We start from the raw sequence: 15,858 nt of genomic DNA on the forward strand, positions 1-15,858 counted from the left end.
CAGCAAGCTGACACAAACCTGTCACGGGACCGCGGGGGACCGTTTCGAAAGGAGCCGCGCCGATGCGCTTCCTGCTGGTTGAGGACAACGAAAGCCTGGCAAAGGCCATTCTGGACCGTCTGCGGCTGGATGGGCATGTTGTGGATCATGCGCCGGATGTGAGCACCGCCTCGGCGTTTTCCGGCACGACGGATTACGATTTGATATTACTGGATATTATGCTGCCGGACGGGGACGGGCGCAGCTTCCTCAAGAGCCATCGGGAGAACCGGAAGGAGACCCCGGTGATTGTTCTGACGGCCCGCTCCGAGGTGTCTGACCGGGTCGGGATGCTGGACCTTGGCGCCGACGATTACATCACCAAGCCGTTCGATTTTTCCGAGCTTGAGGCGCGCTGCCGGGCGGTGCTGCGGCGGCGCGGCGGCGGCAGTTCCAACCTGAGGCGATTCGGAAACCTGCAGTTTGACCCGATGGCGGGAACGCTGTCCGCCGGCGGCAGGACCATCACGCTGCGCAACCGGGAACTGCGGCTGCTGGAGGTGTTTCTGAATGCGCCGGACCGGATTTTTTCCAAACCGAACCTGGTCGACCGGCTGTTTTCCTATGATGAGGAGGTTTCGGAAAACGCGATCGAGGTCTATGTGGCCCGGCTGCGCAAGCATCTGGCCGGGTCCGGGGTGCAGATCACCACGGTGCGCGGCCTGGGCTACCGGCTGAGCCTGGAATGAGCGCGGCGGTCAATGTCAGCGGCTCGCTGCGCCGCCGCCTGCTGTTGCAGCTTTTGGGCAGTGCTGCGCTGCTGGCGGCGGTCCTGTTTTTCGCGGTGCTGGGGTTTGTCCGCAATGTTGCCGTGGAAAGCCACGACAGGATCCTGCTGGCCTCGGCAACCTCGATACTGGACTCCGTTTCGGTGCAATCTGGGGAGCTCACGGCCGACATCCCCTATGCCGCCCTGTCGATGCTGGGCAATGTCAGCGACGACCGGGTGTTCTACCGGATCGCAAGCCCCGCAGGGGTGCTGACCGGGTACGCTGATCTGCCTGCAGGCGGCCAGCCGGCCCAGCCGCGGCAGCCGTTGTTCGAGACCGCTGAATACAAGGACGAGACGATCCGGGCGGTGACGGTATCGCGCCGCCTGTCGGCGCAGGGCGCGCCGGTGGCGGTGCAGGTGACGGTTGCGCAGACCCGCGCCGGCCAGGCGGCCTTGCTGGCGCAGCTGTTCCGCTCCGCGCTTTTTCTGGGGGTGGGGTTCTTTGTGCTGGCCTCGGGCCTGGCGGTCTGGACCGCGCAGTCCAGCATCACCCCGCTGCGGTCGCTGACCGAAGCGATCTCGCGGCGCGGCCCCAAGGATCTGCGCCCCGTGACCCGTCCGGTGCCGGCCGAAATGTCGCCGCTGGTGTCCTCGCTCAACAGCTTCATCCGACGCCTGCAGGCCTCGCTGACCCGGTCCGAGGACTTTATCGCCGAAGCCGCGCACCGGGTGCGCACGCCGCTGGCGACGGTGCGCACCCAGGCGGAGGTCACCCTGATGCGGGTGGAGAAAGAAGACAACCGGGCCAGCCTGCGCGAAATGATCCGCGCCATTGACGAAAGCTCCCGCGCGGCCGGGCAGCTCTTGGATCATGCCATGGTGTCGTTCCGCACCGACAGCCTGGAGCAGGAAGAGGTCAACCTGACCGCGCTGGCGCGCGACCTGGCCGAGCGGCTGCAGCCGGTGGCGGAGCTTAAGGATATCGCCCTGCATTTCCAAAGCGATGGTGATGCCACCATCAAGGGCGACGCGATCCTGCTGCAAAACGCGGTCCGCAATGTTCTGGACAATGCCATCAAATACTCGGGACGGGAACGGGATGTATGGATCCGCACGGTCAGCGCTGGCAAGGAGGCCTGTATCGAAGTGGAGGATGAGGCGGGCGGCTTTGGCGGTGAAGACACCGAAGCCCTGACCCGCCGCTTCGTCCGGGGCGCCAATGCCGGGGAGACCATCGGTTCGGGGCTGGGGCTGACCATCGCCCGCGAGGTGGCGGAGGCCCACGGCGGCCGCCTGATTATCGAAAACAGCCAGACAGGAGCAGGCGCGTGCGTTACACTTTGTTTTCCGCTTTCCTGACTAGTCTGATCTTTGCCGCGGCAGCGGCCACCGGGTTCGAGGTGGAGGAACGGCACTGGATCGGCCCTGAGGACGGCACCGTCCTGCGGGTGATTTCCACCACGGACACGGCCATTCTGGCGCCTTTGATCGGCAGCTTTCTGGAAGACCGTCCGGGGGTGGCGATCGAGTACACTGTCGCCAACAGCAGCGAGGTGATGAAGGCGGTTCTGGAGGGGGAGGAGCCCTTTGACGTTGCTTTGTCCTCGGCCATGGATCTGCAGACCAAGCTGGCCAATGACGGTTTCACCCGGCCGCATCAGTCCGCATCGACCGCGCTGATCCCGGATTGGGGCGAGTGGCGCGGCCATGTGTTTGCCTTTTCCCTGGAGCCCGCGTCCATCGTCGTGTCGGCGGCAGCCTTTTCCGGCGGGGAGGTCCTGCGCACACGGCAGGACCTGATTTCGCTGCTGCGGGCGCAGCCGGAACGGTTCCGCGGCAAGGTGGGCACGTATGATGTGTCCCTCAGCGGGCTGGGGTATCTGTTTGCGACCCAGGATGCGCGCACATCGGAAACCTACTGGCGGCTTATGGAAGTCATCGGCGGTTTGGATCCGAAGCTGTTCTGCTGTTCTTCCAGCATGATCGAAAGTGTCGCGTCGGGGGAGATCCTGGTGGCCTATAACGTCCTGGGCAGCTATGCGCGGGCCCGGCGGGATCTGGCGGACAAGATCATTGTGATCGACCCGGAGGATTACACCCATCTGATGATGCGCTCTGCCGTGCTGCTGAGGGGCGGACGGCAGCCAGGGCTGGCACGGAGCTTTGCCGACCATCTGGCAACCGCGGCCTGGTTGCAGCCGCCGGCGGAAAACTACCCCTTCAGGCAGCCGCCGGTCGCCTTTGTGGACAGCGCCAGCCCGAAACGGCCGATTCAGCTGGGCCCGGGCCTGCTAGTCTATCTGGACGCCGAAAAACGCCGCCGCTTCATGGCGGAATGGTTCAGTGCGGTGCGGAAGCAATGACGCTGCTGCAGTGCCCGAGGCCAATACGGCCGTCCGGCACGGCTGTCCTGGCGTCTGGTTTCAAAGCTGGTCCAGCACCTTGCGGGCGCTGTCCAGGTATTCCTCCTGCCGCGGCTCCGGCATCCTGTCCCAGGTGCTGTAGGCCCGCTTGAGGCGCGGGTTGTTGCGCAGCTTGTCCCGGTTGCGCACCAGGAAATCCCAGTAAAGCGGGTTGAACGGGCAGGCGTCTTCGCCGGTTTTCTTTGTCACGCTGTAGCGGCAGCCTGCGCAGTGGTCGGACATCTTGTTGATGTAATTGCCGCTGGCGGCATAGGGTTTCGACCCCAGCAGGCCGCCATCGGCATACTGGCTCATGCCGATCACGTTGGGCGCCTCCACCCATTCATAGGCGTCGGCGTAGACCGCCAGATACCATTCGTGCACCTGATGCGGGTCGATGCCCGCCAGCATGGCGAAGTTTCCCGTCACCATCAGCCGCTGGATGTGATGCGCATAAGCCTCGTCGCGGGTTTGGCGGACCGCGGCCGCCACGCAGGCCATGTCCGTGTCAGCGGTCCAGTAGAAGCCGGGCAGGGGGCGGGTGGCCTCCAAGAAGTTCTGTTCGGTATAGCCCGGCATGTTGCGCCAGTAGATCCCGCGCACGTATTCGCGCCAGCCGATGATCTGGCGGATGAACCCCTCAGCCGCGTTGAGCGGGGCATCCCCCTCGTAATACGCCCGCTCCACCCGGCGGCAGACCTCCAGCGGCTCCAACAGGCCGGCATTGATATAGTGCGACAGGACGGAGTGATAGAGGAACCGTTCCCCCTCCAGCATTGCATCCTGGTAGTCGCCGAAATTCGGCAGCGCCTCCGCGGCGAAGCGCTCCAGCGCCGCCAGCGCCTCCTCGCGGGTCACCGCAAACCAGAACGGGCGCAGGGTGCCGAAGTGGTCGCCGAACTGCGCCTCCACCAGATCCAGAACCTCCTCTGTGATCTCATCCGGGCTGGTTTGCGGCGGCTCCGGCAGCGTCAGGCCGTCCTCTGCCGGCTTGCGGTTCTCGTGATCGAAGTTCCATTTGCCGCCTTCCGGCTCATCGCCGTCCATCAGCAGCCCGGTTTCGCGGCGCATCTCGCGGTAGAAATACTCCATCCGCAGCTGCTTGCGCCCCTCGGCCCATTCGCCAAACCGCTCGTGGGAGCAGAGAAACCGGCTGTCTTGCAGCATGTCCAGGGGAACATCCGACGCCTCCGCCCAGTCCTGAAGAGCCGATTTCAGCCGGTATTCGCCGGGCTCGGTCACAACCACGCGGGCCACCGGATGCGCCGCGCGCAGACGGTCGATTTCACCGGTCAGGCTGCCGGAGTTATCCGGGTCGTCCAGGCGCACGTAATGCACCTGCCAGCCGTCCTCCTTTAGCTCTTTGGCAAAGTGGCGCATTGCCGAAAACAGAAACGCGATCTTCTTCTTGTGGTGCTGGACGTAACCGGCTTCCTCCGCAACTTCCGCCATCAGGACGATGTCGCGGTCAGGGTCTGCGCGCTTGAGCGCGGCGATGTTGCGGCTGAGCTGATCGCCCAGAATGAGGATGAGGCTGCGCTCACCGGTCTGATCGTCAGAGGAGGTCATCGGGTATCACCGTCAGGGGTCAGTTGGCAGGCCGCATGGTGGCGACCAGTTCCGCAACCTTGAGGCCGAATTTGCGCATTTCGGACTTGTTCATGATCACCCCGTCAGCTGTGAGATACAGCCAGTCGGTGGCTTTAAGGGTGTGACCGCCTGCGCTTTCGGGCAGGATGATCTCGTAGCTCAGCTGCACGGTGGAGCCGGACACGATGCCCTTGGCCTCTCCGGCCAGGTCATCGGCTGTGGCGGTGAAGGTGTTGTCGGGCCCGAGGGTCAGGAACCATTTCCGGCTTTGGGTGACGCCGTTGGAATAGGTGAACTCTTCGCTCAGTGTGCCGGTATCGCCGTCCCATTCGCCCACCATTTTGGCGGTGAAGCTGTTGGCCATCTTGCCAGTTGGGCCGAAAATCACCCCCTCCGACAGGATCTCGCCGGACAGGTGCTGGGTCAGGATGAACTGCGGGCCGGTGTCCGCATAATCCTGCGGCGACTGGAAGCGGAAGCTTAACAAATAGGTTTTTGCGATCATCACAAGCACGATGATGGCAAGGGCAAGGGTCAGGAGTTTCATGCGGTTGCTCTCTCTGATGGCAGGGTCAGGGCAAAGGCGAAGGCGGCGGTTTTCAGAACGCAGGGCAGCACGGCATAGGCCAGGGCCAGCGCGCTGAGCGCCCGGGCGCTGTTGTCCGCCCCGGGCTGGAAGCCCTGCTGCTCCAGCAGCGGCAGCGCCAGGGCGGCGGCAAGGGCCAGCGCCAGCTTGCCGGCAAAGGACCAGATGCCAAAGGCGGCGGAGGCGTTGAGGCCCGCGCGGGTCAGCGCGATGCTGAACATGGCGGGCAGCAGCACCATGTCGGCGCCCAGGGTGGCGCCCGACACCGCGCAGATCACCGCAAACCCCAGCAGGCTGCCCGGTCCCAGAAAGGCTGCGCCGGCAAAGCTGGCAATGGCCAGCGGCATGGCGATAAGCAGCGTCTGTTTCGCCCCGATCCGCTGGCTGAGGCGCGCCCACAGCGGCACGCTGAGGCCGGCGCAGAGGAAAAACAGCACCAGCAGCGGCCCTGCATAGGCGGGAAGGTTCAGCCGGTCCTCGACAAAGAACAGGAACAGGGTTGAGGTCAGCGCCACCGGCAGGCTGTTGAGCACAGCCAGCGCCAGCAGGCGTACCGCGCCGGCCTGGGTCAGGGCCATCGCCGATAGCGGCTGGCCGGTGACAGCCGGGCGCTTCCACATGGGGCGGGTGGCCGCAGCGGTGAACAGGGCAAAGCCGCCGAGGGTCAGGCCAAAGGCGGCATAGCCCTGGCCCGCGGCTCCGAGCGCCACCAGAACCGCCGGCGCGATGGCGGCAAAGATCACGCCGCTGAGCATGCCCGCCTCGCGGAAGGCGGCCAGCGTCATCAGCTCGCGCGGGGTGGATTGCTTGGCCAGCGTGGCGCTGCGGCCATAGAGCAGGATCATGCCCAGGCTGTAGGCCGAAAACAGCAGCAGCAGGACCAAGACCAGCTTAGGCACCACCAGCGGGCCTGCCGTCAGGCCGAACAGCAGCGGAAATCCGACCGCCAGACCGCCCGCCGCCGCCAGCGCGAACCAAAGCTGCGCCCTGGGCCAGCGGTCGATAGCCCAGCCGATCAGCGGGTCCTGAACCAGATCGAACAGCCGGATCACCAGCAGGATGCCGCCAAGCGCCCCCAGGCCGATCCCCAAATTCACCGAGGCAAACTGCGGCAGGTGGATATAAAGCGGGATCCCCGCCGAGGCGAGCATCATCGCATAGAGGCTGACGCGCGGATACAACATCATCAGCCCAGCAGCGCGCGGGTGAACCGGGCGGAGCGGGTGTTTGTGCCGACAAAGATCGACATGAAGCCGCGCTTGATACCGGGCTGGCTCAGTGTGCAGGCGGTGCGACCATTGCGCAGGAACTTCACCCGGTCAGGCCCCTGGCTGACGGCCAGATACCGGTCGCCGGGGGAGACGGCCTGGAAACAGGCCTCAAACCGGGTGCGGGCCGGGGCGGGCTGCCCCAGCCGCCGCATTTCGCGCAGGGTGGCCTCGACCAGATCCTTCTGGCTCAGCCGGCGCTGATAGGTCAGCTCAATGCCGAAATCCTGCGACCAGTCCAAGGGTGCGGCGCCCCTGGTGAACAACCGGGCCTGATAGACCGGAAAACCAAGGAACCGGAATGTCGCAGCGCCGCGCTGTTCGGCCCCCGGCAGCAGCGACTGCACCGGGGAGGCAGCGCCTGCCGCCGGAACCGCCAGCAGGCAAAGGGCCAGCAGCAGCCTACGCATGGGCCAGCTCCACCTGCACAACATTGGTGTGGCCGATGGCAAAGGAGGCGGCACAGATCTCCAGATAGTACTGCCAGTTGCGGAAGAACGCCTCGCCATAGCCCAGTTCAGCGATCCGGCGCTTCTGCGCCGCCAGGCGCTGGGCCCAGATCCGGCAGGTGCGGGCATAATCCTGGCCGAAGGCAAAACTGTCCGCGACCTGCAGCCCGGCGGATTTTGCCTGCTGCGCGATCACTTGGTCTGACAGCAGCATACCGCCGGGAAAGACATACTGGCGGATGTAGTCGGAGGAGGTCCGGTAGGTCGGAAAGAAGTCATCCCGCACGGTGATCGCCTGCAGCAACACCCGGCCGCCCTCGGCCAGGCTGTTTTTGAGCTTGGCGAAATAGCTGGGCCAATACCGCTCGCCCACGGCCTCGATCATCTCGATGGAGACGATGCTGCTGAATTTGCCCTCGATATCGCGGTAGTCGCGCAGCTGGATGTCGGCGCGCCCGTCCAGGCGGCTTTCGGCATAGCTGTGCTGGTTGCGGGATATGGTAACACCGGTCACATCGCGGCCCTCGGCGCTGGCCTGTTCGGCAAAGCCGCCCCAGCCGCAGCCGATCTCCAGCACCTGTTCGCCATCCCCCAGCCGCGACAGGATGCGGGCGTTCTTTCGGGTCTGCGCCTGCGCCAGGTCATCGCCCTCTGTCCCGAACAGGCCGGAGGAATAGGTCATGCCGTCGTCCAGCCACAGCTGGTAGAACTCATTGCCGACATCGTAATGGGCGCGGATGTTCTTGCGCGCGCCGCGTTTGGAATTGGCCCGCAGCAGGGTGTCGACGATACGGAACTTGGCGCGGTTCAGCGGGCTGGCCTGATCGTAGCTGCCCAGGTGGTCCCGGTTGCGCATCGCCAGCTGCATCAGGGCATCGACCGACGGGGTGTCCCACAGGCCCTGCACATAGGCCTCGCCCAGTCCGACCTGGCCGTGCGCCGCCATTGCGGAAACCGCGGCCCAGTCGTTGATCTGCATTTCGGCCTCGGGGCCGCTGTCGCCGAATTCATAGCGTGCGCCATCCGGTGTGCGCAGCGTCAGCCGGCCCTCACGCAGTCGCGCGCAGGTGTCCAGGAATTCCGACTGAAGGGCTTTGTCCGTGAATGCCATGATCTGTTCCTTTGACCGGGGAGGGGGTGAGAGAATTCATCATGCGGACAATCCGCATGGCGCTGGCGATACCGTCTTCGTGAAAGCCGTGGCGGTTGTAGGCACCGGCAAACCAGGTCCGGTTCTGCCCTTGCATCGCCCGGATCTGCTGCTGCGCACGCAGCGCCGCCTTGTCGAAGACCGGGTGCGAGAATTCCACCGTGTCGTAAATCTTGTCTGCTGCAATGGGTCGGGTTGGGTTCAGGGTTACAAACAGCGGATCGCATTCGGGGATGCTTTGCAGGCGGTTCATCCAGTAGGTGACGCCGACGCCGCCGTCCTGGCTGCGGTAGGCCCAGCTGGACCAGCAGCTGCGCCGCTTGGGCATCTGGCCTTCGTCGCAATGCAGAACCGCCGTGTTCGGCTGATAGCGGATTGACCCCAGCGCTGCCGCCTCTTCCGGTGTGGCATCAGCCCCCAGAATGGCCAGCGCCTGATCGGAATGGCAGGCAAGGATGATCTCGTCGAACAGGTGCGGGTCTGCGCCCTCTGCCTGCACCGAAACACCGCCCGCCTGCCGGGTGACGTTCCGGATCGGGCTGCCGGTGCGGATCTCGCAGCCCCGCGCAACCAGCGCCGTCTCAAGCCGGCGGACATATTCGATGCTGCCGCCCTTGACGGTCCACCACTGGTGCTTGCCGGTGCCCGCCAGCAGCGCGTGGTTGCGGAAGAAGCGAACCAGCGATTTCGCCGGAAAGGCGTCGACATCGGTGACCGGGGTCGACCAGATCGCACCGCACATCGGCATCAGGTAATGGTTGCGGAACCAGCTGCCCAGGCCCAGCTCCTCCACCAGCTCGCCGATGGTTTTGTCGTCATCGGTGGCGGCGGCCTCGGCCCGTTTGCCGAAGCGCACAATGTCCGCGACCATCTTGTGAAACTGCGGCCGCACCAGGTTGCGCTTTTGCGCGGCCAGCATCCGCAGGCTGTTCAGCCCGTATTCCAGGCGGCCGTCGTCGATGCTGGCGCAAAAGCTCATCTCGCTTCTGATCACCGGCACATCCAGCTCGCGGAACAGCCGGGTAAGGTAAGGGTAGGTGGCATAGTTGAACACGATAAAACCGGTATCGACCGGCTGATCGCCGTTCTTTCCCGCCAGAACGGTGCGCGCGTGGCCGCCCAGCCGGGGGGCGGCCTCAAACAAGGTAACGTCATGTCTTTCAGACAGGTAATATGCCGCGGCCAGCCCGGAAATACCGCCTCCTACGATGGCAATCTTGCGCCGTGGCCCCTGAGTTTGATCCAGCATGCGTCGGTTTTCCCTTGCTGTTGTTTAGACCGGATACGCCGCAGGCAAGAAAGCGGATCACCGCATTCGCGATAAAACTGTGTTTGCGGGTGATCCGGGGCGGCGGCGCCTGCGTATCCGGTGCATGATTGAGCATGTTTCAGCACAGACTTTTCATGCCCGCCGCGGGCGGCTGAAGAACGCCTTCCGCTATGGCGTGGACTACATCTTGACCGATATGACCCTCGGCGCGCCGCCGCTGCTGTCGCGCAACCGCTTCAACCTGTTTTCGGTCCACGACCGCCGCCACGGCGGCCCGCGCGGCTGCGGCCGTGGCACCCTGTGGTTCCGGGAGGAGCTGGAGCGGCGCGGTTTCCCTTTGGAGGGCGCTCAGCTGCTGCTGCTGACCCAGCCGAGCTTCCTGTGGTTTCATTTCAACCCGGTGAGCTTCTGGATTGCGGTCAGGGACGGCAGCCCGCGGGCCTTTATCGCGGAGGTCAACAACACCTTCGGCCACCGCCACTGCTATTTCGCGGCGCACCCGGACTTCGGCCCGATCCGGCACAGCGATGTGATCGAGGCGGAAAAGCTGATGCATGTCTCGCCGTTTCAGCAGGTGGCCGGGCGCTACCGGTTCAATTTCGGGATGACGGACCAGGCGTTCAACATCCGGATTTCCTACACCAATGGGACTGAGGGCGTGCTGGCCACGCTGGAGGGCGTGCGCCGCCCGGTGACATCCGGCGGGTTGCTGCGGGCTGCGCTGCGCAGGCCGTTCGGGGCGGCCCGTGTCGTTGCGCTGATCTATTGGCAGGCGCTCAAGCTCTGGATCAAGCGCGCGCCGTTTTTGCGTAAGCCGCCACCGCCGGAGCCGCTGATTTCCGACAGTTCGACGTTTTCAGGAGGCGGAGCATGACAGATTTTGCAGGCAAGACCATCTGGATGGTCGGGGCCAGCCACGGGCTGGGGCGCGAGGTGGCGCGGAAGCTGGACCGGGCGGGCGCCCGGCTGGTTTTGTCGGCACGCTCCGAAGACGCGCTGGAGGAGCTGGCAAGCGAGCTGAAACAGGCGCAGGCGGTGCCGCTGGATGTGACCGATGCGGAATCTGTCGCAGAGGCTTTCCGTCGGGCCGGGCCAGTTGACGCGCTCCTTTATAACGCCGGCGCCTATGAGCCGATGCGGACCCAGGACTGGGATGCGGAGGCCGTGCTGGCGATGAGCGACGTGAACTTCACCGGAGCGCTGCGGGTTCTGGGGCATGTTGTCCCCGGGTTTGTCGAGGCGGGCCGGGGCGATATCACGCTGGTCGGATCTTTGGCCGGCTACCGGGGGCTGCCCGCCTCCATTGGCTATGGCGCCAGCAAGGCCGCGCTGATCAGCCTGGCGGAAACCATGCGGCATGATCTGAAGGACAGCGGTGTTACTGTCCGCGTGGTCAACCCGGGCTTTATCAAAACCCGGCTGACCGACAAGAACAGCTTTAAGATGCCGCAGCTGATGGAGCCTGAGGAGGCCGCCGGGCATGTGGTTTCTGCCATGCAGTCGCGCCGGTTCCGGACGGATTTCCCCCGTCCTTTCTCCTATGCGATCAAGGCGTTTGACATGCTGCCCGACTGGCTGGCCTATCGCGGGAAATAAACGAAGCTGCCGCAAGGCGGCCCCGCTTTTTATCGGCCCGCGTCAAATCCGGAACAGCGGCTGCAGCAGGCGCGGCATCAGCGCCTTGAACCGCAGCGGCGCGTCGGTGGCGGCCAGGCAGATGCAGGGATCGCCCGCATCTGCGACCGGCGTGTGCTCCAGATCTTCATCGCCGATTTCGACATCACCGACACTAAACCGCCCGGTCTCGTCGCTGAAACTGCCCTGCAGCACCAGGGTCAGCTCCAGCCCGTTGTGGCTGTGATCGGGCACAGCTTGACCGGCCGGGATGAACAGCAGCCGGGCAGAGCCGTGCTTGTCCTCGAACAGGATGTCCTGTTTCACCCCCATGCCCAGCGTCTTCCAGCGCGGCGGCCGCCCTTTCAGCGACTGCATCACTGCGCCCGGGTAAATGCCCTTGGCGTCATAAACCGGGTCCGGCACGGCAGGCGCATCCAATTCCGCCAGAACCTTGGACTTCAGCGCGGGCTCCAGCGCCACGCACTCCGCTTCCTCAAGAAGCGCACCGCCCGCGGCCTGATGCGCGCCAAGCGCGGCCTGGCAATCGCGGCAATAGGACAGGTGGCTGGCCACAACCATCGAAAAGGCATGCGGCAGGCTGCCCGAGGCATAGGCCGCGATCATCGGGTCGGGGATGTGATGTGTGATTGCAGGCATTCAACGCAATCCTTTTAGTTCCTTGCGCAGCCGCCCCAGGCCAAGGCGGATGCGCGACTTTACTGTTCCCAGAGGCAAGCCGGTCTGGGTGCTGATCTCCTGATGGGTCAAATCCCCGATATAGGCCTTTTCGATCATCTCCTTCTGATCGGGGTGCAGCTGCTGGATCGCCTGCTTCAGGTGCAAGGACTCCTGCTCCAGGGCCAGGATCTGGCTGGCGTCGGGCTCGGTTCCGGGATCCTCGCCCAGCTCATCCGGGACGGGCCGGTTTTCCTTGCGCACGATATCTATGTGGCGGTTGCGGGCGATCTGATAGATCCAGGCTGACGCCTGCGCCTTGTGCGGATCAAACATCGCCGCCTTGCGCCAGATCGTCAGCATGACGTCCTGAACGATCTCCTCGGCCAGTGCAGGCCGCGCGCCGCAACGGATGATGAACCCCTTCAGGCGCGGGGCCAGGTGATCAAACATGTCGCCGAATGCCGCGCGGTCCCGGTGGTCGCGCACAGCCAGAAGCCAGACAGTCAGCTGCGAATAGGTTTTGTCTTTTGACACTACTGCTTTGCCCTCAGGGGATGCCCGAAGCATAGCGGTATTCCCGGGCGACCTATCCAAGTTTAGTGTCAGCATAATCAGGTTACGCAGCGGTGGGAAAGTTGGATCATAGGCTGCCGCAATTTTTTGCGCGGGGCAGATGCGGCAGCGCAGGCAAGCTGATCCGTTCGACGTGCGGGCGCGTAACAGCTGCAAACAGCGTTCAGGAAAGTGACTGCTTATGCACAATATTGTTGTCAGCGGCGGGTCCGGGGCGATCGGGTCGGCCTTTGTTGACGAACTGGTCCGAAAATACCCGCACGCCCGCATCCACAGCCTGTCCCGCAGCCCGGACACCCGCGTTCCGGAGGGCGTGCAGTGGCTGCAGGTGGATTATCTGGATGAGGACAGCCTGCACGCCGCGGCGGAACAGGTCGCCAAGGAGGGCGCGGTTGATCTGATGATCGTGGCGGGAGGAATTCTGCATCAGGGGGATATGATGCCGGAGAAGTCCCTGAGAGACCTCAGCGCCGAGAAGCTGCTGGCGCTCTTTTCCGCAAATACGGTTGCCCCGGCCCTGACTGCAAAGCACTTCCTGCCTTTGCTGCCGCGTGACCGGCGGGGCGTGTTCGCGGCCCTGTCCGCACGGGTTGGCAGCATCTCCGACAACCATTTGGGCGGCTGGTACTCCTACCGGGCGTCCAAAGCTGCCCTGAACATGTTCATCCGCACTGCCGCGATAGAAATCCGCCGCCGCAACCCGCAGGCCATTGCCGCCGGGCTGCATCCCGGAACGGTGGAAAGCGGCCTGTCCCAGCCGTTCCTGCGGAACGTCGCCCCGGACAAGCGCTTCCCGCCGCAGTATGCGGTGTCCCGGATGATGGACGTGATCGCCACCCTGACACCCGCCGACAGCGGCCAGTGTTATGCCTGGGACGGCAGCCTGATCGACCCCTGATCCGCCGCAAGCGCCACAGCCGCGCCGCGGTCCGGAAAGGCCTGTTCCATGGCCTGGAACGGGGCGTGCGCTGTCAGCCCGGCCGTCAATTCGTGAAAGCTGCGCCCAAATTTCTGGCACGTAAACGCCCTCCGCCTGGCCATATGCGGCATGCGCTGGCGCAAATGCGCACTCTGGGTAAAAAACATTTCCGGAAAATAAAAAATGTCTTTGTGATGCGCCTTCTTCCCCGCATCATTCCGGTGAGACCAGATGAGTCCGCACGCCGGCTCTTATCTGGTGCGCTTGACACCGGCATGCCCCGTCTGACGCGGCTGCGCACGCCGGAAGAAAAACCGAGGCAACATACTCGGCAAAAATGGCAATGAACCGGGAGGATAATTCAAATGTCATTGGACGTGAGCACAATATTTGCTCAGCAAGTCACACTGAACTCGCTGGTGCAGAACATTCTGTACGCATCGGGGATCGTCGGGGCAATCCTGGTGGTTGTCGGGCTTCTGCTGATCGACGCAGGCACCGCGCGCCGCAGGAACCTGTTCAACTCGACCATCGAAAAGACGCTCGGCTTCTTCCTGGGGTTTGCCACCTACTATGTCATCGGGTTCGGCCTGTGGGCCGGGCAGTATTACATCATGGAAGGTGCGACCATGATGGATTCCATCAATGACTGGTGGCTGGGCGGCGCCATGACCAACGCTATGGCGCATCACACCGATCCGGGGATCTTCCCCGGTCTGAACACCTTTCAGATCTTCATCTTTTTCCTTGCGGTGTTTGCCGGGATCATCAACATCCTGCTGCACTTCGCGGTGTCGGAGCGGATGAAGGCCCCGGCCTATTTCATCACCTGCATCGTGGCCGCGGTTGTGTCCTCAGCGCTGAGCTGGGCGACCTGGGGCTCGGTCGGGCCGCTGACCAATGCCGGTTTCCACGACTTCTTTGGCGTTGGTTTCGTGTACCTGTTCCCTGCCGGCATGGCGCTGGTGTTCACGCCGAAACTGGGCGCACGCCCGGGCATGATGGAACCGCACCCGCGGATCTCGGCCTATCTGGCGCCCAGCATCGGTCTGTGCGCACCGGGCCTGCTGCTGATCTTTGCGGGCCTGCCGATGGTGATCCTGTCCTGCCTGTTCTTCTTTGACCCCGAGGCGCTGGCAGTCAGCGTCACCATGGCCGACACCAGCGTCGGCATCGCGATCAACAACTACGCCATGGTCTGGGCCGGCGGCGCGGTCACCGGCCTGCTGATTGCCTATTCAACGGGCAAATACGCCTATACCCTGCTTGGCCCGCTGGCTGGCTATGTCGCAGGGGCATCGGGCTTTGATGTCTACCTGCCCTGGCAGGCCTTCATCATCGGCCTCGCAGCGCCCTTCGTGGCCTACGCCGTCTATGAGTTCACGCTTAAGCGCGGCATCGACGAGCATAAGCTGTTCCCGCTGTTCCTGGGCTCCGGCGTCTTTGGCATGGTCATGCTGGGGCTGTTCAAGGCCGGCACCCCGCGCGGCGGCTACTTCGGGATCGAGGAAGGCGCCTATGCGTTCCAGCACGGGGAAATCTCGCTGATGATGCAGCTGGCGGGCACCGCCGTCTGCATCGGCACCGGGGTGGTCACGGCGCTGGTCCTGTCTTTCATCCTGGAGCGGACCGTGGGGCTGCGGGTGCATGAGGATGACCAGATCGAGGGCCTGGACGGCAAGATTTGGGATCTGGAGCCCGACGTGCTCACCCATGCGGACAGCGCCCAGAACGCCTGATCCCGCCTGCAACCGCAAAGGCTCCGGCATCTGCCGGGGCCTTTTTCACGGCCGGATCAGGTCGCGCCGGGCATCACAGGTGCGTCGTCAGCTTGTACCCCGGCGCAAAGTACAGTTTGGCCAGCGTGACCGGGCTGCCGCGCAGCCAGGTGATCCGTTCCGCGGTGAACACCGGGTCGCCGGCGGGCGCATCCAGAAACTCCGCCACTGCCTGATCCGCCTTGGTCGCCATGAAACTCAGTTCCAGATTGGTGAACGGCACTTTCTGCACCAGCCAATCATTCGGCCCCGACTGCGAGAAATCCGCCTCCAGGATCTCCGGCACGCTGTCCGGGATCACCCAGCGGACTTCGTACTGAAAGGGCGCATTGTCCGCATAATGCATGCATCTGATATGCAGCACTTCCTGGCCTTGGGGCAGGTCGAGCCTGGCGGACAGCCAGTCCGGCGCCGCCTTCACGCTGCGCTCGACCAGGGAATACCGGTAGCCCGCGCCGGTCCCGGCAATCTCATCCCGGACCAGGGGGATTGAGAACTGCGCCTTGCGCACCGGAGAGTTCAGCACCCGTGTGCCCGCCTTGCGCTTGCGCTCCAAAAAGCCTTCCTCGGCCAGCTCCCGCAGCGCCCGGTTCACGGTGGTGCGGGTGCTGGAAAATTCCTCCGCCAGGTCGGTCTCGCTCGGCAGCAGGCTGTCGGGCGCCCAGATCCGGTTCTGGATGCGGTCAAGAACGACCTGCTTGATATCCCGGTAGCTCATGTTCCGGCGCGGTGCTGCCATGGTGCCTCTCAAGGGTCATAAGGAAATTTAACGCCTATAAGAATACACATAATCCGCGGGCAGGAAAGCGGCATCCGGTCCCGGCGGC

Annotated in this window: 17 protein-coding genes; 8 read left to right on the forward strand and 9 right to left on the reverse strand. The window is 64.1% G+C overall.

Annotated features, from left to right (window positions below):
- Nucleotides 1-62: 62 nt before the first annotated feature.
- The 3 genes from CAER_RS0116080 to CAER_RS0116090 are packed head-to-tail and all read left to right on the forward strand — an operon-like array spanning nucleotide 63 to nucleotide 3,114.
- Nucleotides 63-728 carry a response regulator transcription factor gene (locus CAER_RS0116080; protein WP_027236328.1) on the forward strand — a complete coding sequence of 222 codons (666 nt, stop codon included), beginning with the start codon at nucleotides 63-65 and terminating at the stop codon, nucleotides 726-728.
- Complete coding sequence (locus CAER_RS0116085; protein ID WP_027236329.1) at nucleotides 725-2,110, forward strand: sensor histidine kinase; 1,386 nt, start codon at nucleotides 725-727, stop codon at nucleotides 2,108-2,110. Before CAER_RS0116080 ends, CAER_RS0116085 begins: the two co-directional genes overlap by 4 nt.
- Nucleotides 2,080-3,114, forward strand: coding sequence for an ABC transporter substrate-binding protein (locus CAER_RS0116090; RefSeq protein WP_027236330.1), 1,035 nt, complete (start codon nucleotides 2,080-2,082; stop codon nucleotides 3,112-3,114). Before CAER_RS0116085 ends, CAER_RS0116090 begins: the two co-directional genes overlap by 31 nt.
- A gap of 60 nt (nucleotides 3,115-3,174) precedes the next feature.
- On the opposite strand, the gene CAER_RS0116095 is transcribed toward CAER_RS0116090, so the two are convergent.
- The 6 genes from CAER_RS0116095 to CAER_RS0116120 are packed head-to-tail and all read right to left on the reverse strand — an operon-like array spanning nucleotide 3,175 to nucleotide 9,445.
- Complete coding sequence (locus CAER_RS0116095) at nucleotides 3,175-4,722, reverse strand: cryptochrome/photolyase family protein (protein ID WP_027236331.1); 1,548 nt, start codon at nucleotides 4,720-4,722, stop codon at nucleotides 3,175-3,177.
- 19 nt (nucleotides 4,723-4,741) lie between these two features.
- Nucleotides 4,742-5,290, reverse strand: a complete 549-nt coding sequence (locus CAER_RS0116100) for a DUF3833 domain-containing protein (RefSeq protein ID WP_027236332.1) — start codon at nucleotides 5,288-5,290, stop codon at nucleotides 4,742-4,744.
- The gene (locus CAER_RS0116105; protein ID WP_027236333.1) at nucleotides 5,287-6,513 is read right to left on the reverse strand and encodes an MFS transporter; all 1,227 of its coding nucleotides are present in this window, start codon (nucleotides 6,511-6,513) and stop codon (nucleotides 5,287-5,289) included. The genes CAER_RS0116100 and CAER_RS0116105 overlap by 4 nt, the downstream gene beginning before the upstream one ends.
- Before the next feature lie 2 nt (nucleotides 6,514-6,515).
- Complete coding sequence (locus CAER_RS0116110) at nucleotides 6,516-7,007, reverse strand: hypothetical protein (RefSeq protein WP_027236334.1); 492 nt, start codon at nucleotides 7,005-7,007, stop codon at nucleotides 6,516-6,518.
- Nucleotides 7,000-8,157 carry an SAM-dependent methyltransferase gene (locus CAER_RS0116115; RefSeq protein WP_027236335.1) on the reverse strand — a complete coding sequence of 386 codons (1,158 nt, stop codon included), beginning with the start codon at nucleotides 8,155-8,157 and terminating at the stop codon, nucleotides 7,000-7,002. Before CAER_RS0116115 ends, CAER_RS0116110 begins: the two co-directional genes overlap by 8 nt.
- Complete coding sequence (locus tag CAER_RS0116120; RefSeq protein WP_027236336.1) at nucleotides 8,096-9,445, reverse strand: NAD(P)/FAD-dependent oxidoreductase; 1,350 nt, start codon at nucleotides 9,443-9,445, stop codon at nucleotides 8,096-8,098. The genes CAER_RS0116115 and CAER_RS0116120 overlap by 62 nt, the downstream gene beginning before the upstream one ends.
- Nucleotides 9,446-9,569: 124 nt before the next feature.
- Here CAER_RS0116120 and CAER_RS0116125 point away from each other — a divergent pair, with 124 nt between their 5' ends.
- Both CAER_RS0116125 and CAER_RS0116130 read left to right on the forward strand, forming a co-directional pair.
- Nucleotides 9,570-10,340: a DUF1365 domain-containing protein gene (locus CAER_RS0116125; RefSeq protein WP_027236337.1), complete on the forward strand. Its 771-nt coding sequence runs from the start codon at nucleotides 9,570-9,572 to the stop codon at nucleotides 10,338-10,340.
- The gene (locus CAER_RS0116130; protein WP_027236338.1) at nucleotides 10,337-11,062 is read left to right on the forward strand and encodes an SDR family NAD(P)-dependent oxidoreductase; all 726 of its coding nucleotides are present in this window, start codon (nucleotides 10,337-10,339) and stop codon (nucleotides 11,060-11,062) included. The genes CAER_RS0116125 and CAER_RS0116130 overlap by 4 nt, the downstream gene beginning before the upstream one ends.
- A gap of 42 nt (nucleotides 11,063-11,104) precedes the next feature.
- Here CAER_RS0116130 and CAER_RS0116135 read toward each other — a convergent pair whose 3' ends face one another.
- Complete coding sequence (locus CAER_RS0116135; RefSeq protein WP_027236339.1) at nucleotides 11,105-11,740, reverse strand: ChrR family anti-sigma-E factor; 636 nt, start codon at nucleotides 11,738-11,740, stop codon at nucleotides 11,105-11,107.
- Nucleotides 11,741-12,328, reverse strand: coding sequence for a sigma-70 family RNA polymerase sigma factor (locus tag CAER_RS0116140; RefSeq protein WP_051357791.1), 588 nt, complete (start codon nucleotides 12,326-12,328; stop codon nucleotides 11,741-11,743). It lies immediately after the preceding gene.
- A gap of 187 nt (nucleotides 12,329-12,515) precedes the next feature.
- Here CAER_RS0116140 and CAER_RS0116145 point away from each other — a divergent pair, with 187 nt between their 5' ends.
- From CAER_RS0116145 to CAER_RS0116150, 3 genes are all read left to right on the forward strand, one after another.
- The gene (locus CAER_RS0116145) at nucleotides 12,516-13,232 is read left to right on the forward strand and encodes an SDR family NAD(P)-dependent oxidoreductase (protein WP_027236341.1); all 717 of its coding nucleotides are present in this window, start codon (nucleotides 12,516-12,518) and stop codon (nucleotides 13,230-13,232) included.
- A 143-nt stretch (nucleotides 13,233-13,375) separates the two neighbouring features.
- A complete protein-coding gene (locus CAER_RS29740) occupies nucleotides 13,376-13,600 on the forward strand; it encodes a hypothetical protein (RefSeq protein WP_209320204.1) in 225 nt (74 codons plus the stop codon).
- Between the two features lie 18 nt (nucleotides 13,601-13,618).
- On the forward strand, nucleotides 13,619-14,992 hold the full coding sequence (locus CAER_RS0116150) for an ammonium transporter (RefSeq protein WP_027236342.1): 1,374 nt from the start codon (nucleotides 13,619-13,621) through the stop codon (nucleotides 14,990-14,992).
- Nucleotides 14,993-15,065: 73 nt separating this feature from the next.
- On the opposite strand, the gene CAER_RS0116155 is transcribed toward CAER_RS0116150, so the two are convergent.
- Nucleotides 15,066-15,749: a UTRA domain-containing protein gene (locus CAER_RS0116155; RefSeq protein WP_051357866.1), complete on the reverse strand. Its 684-nt coding sequence runs from the start codon at nucleotides 15,747-15,749 to the stop codon at nucleotides 15,066-15,068.
- Nucleotides 15,750-15,858: the final 109 nt, after the last annotated feature.

Origin of the sequence: Leisingera caerulea DSM 24564 (assembly GCF_000473325.1) — a bacterium.
Taxonomy (GTDB): Bacteria; Pseudomonadota; Alphaproteobacteria; order Rhodobacterales; family Rhodobacteraceae; genus Leisingera; species Leisingera caerulea.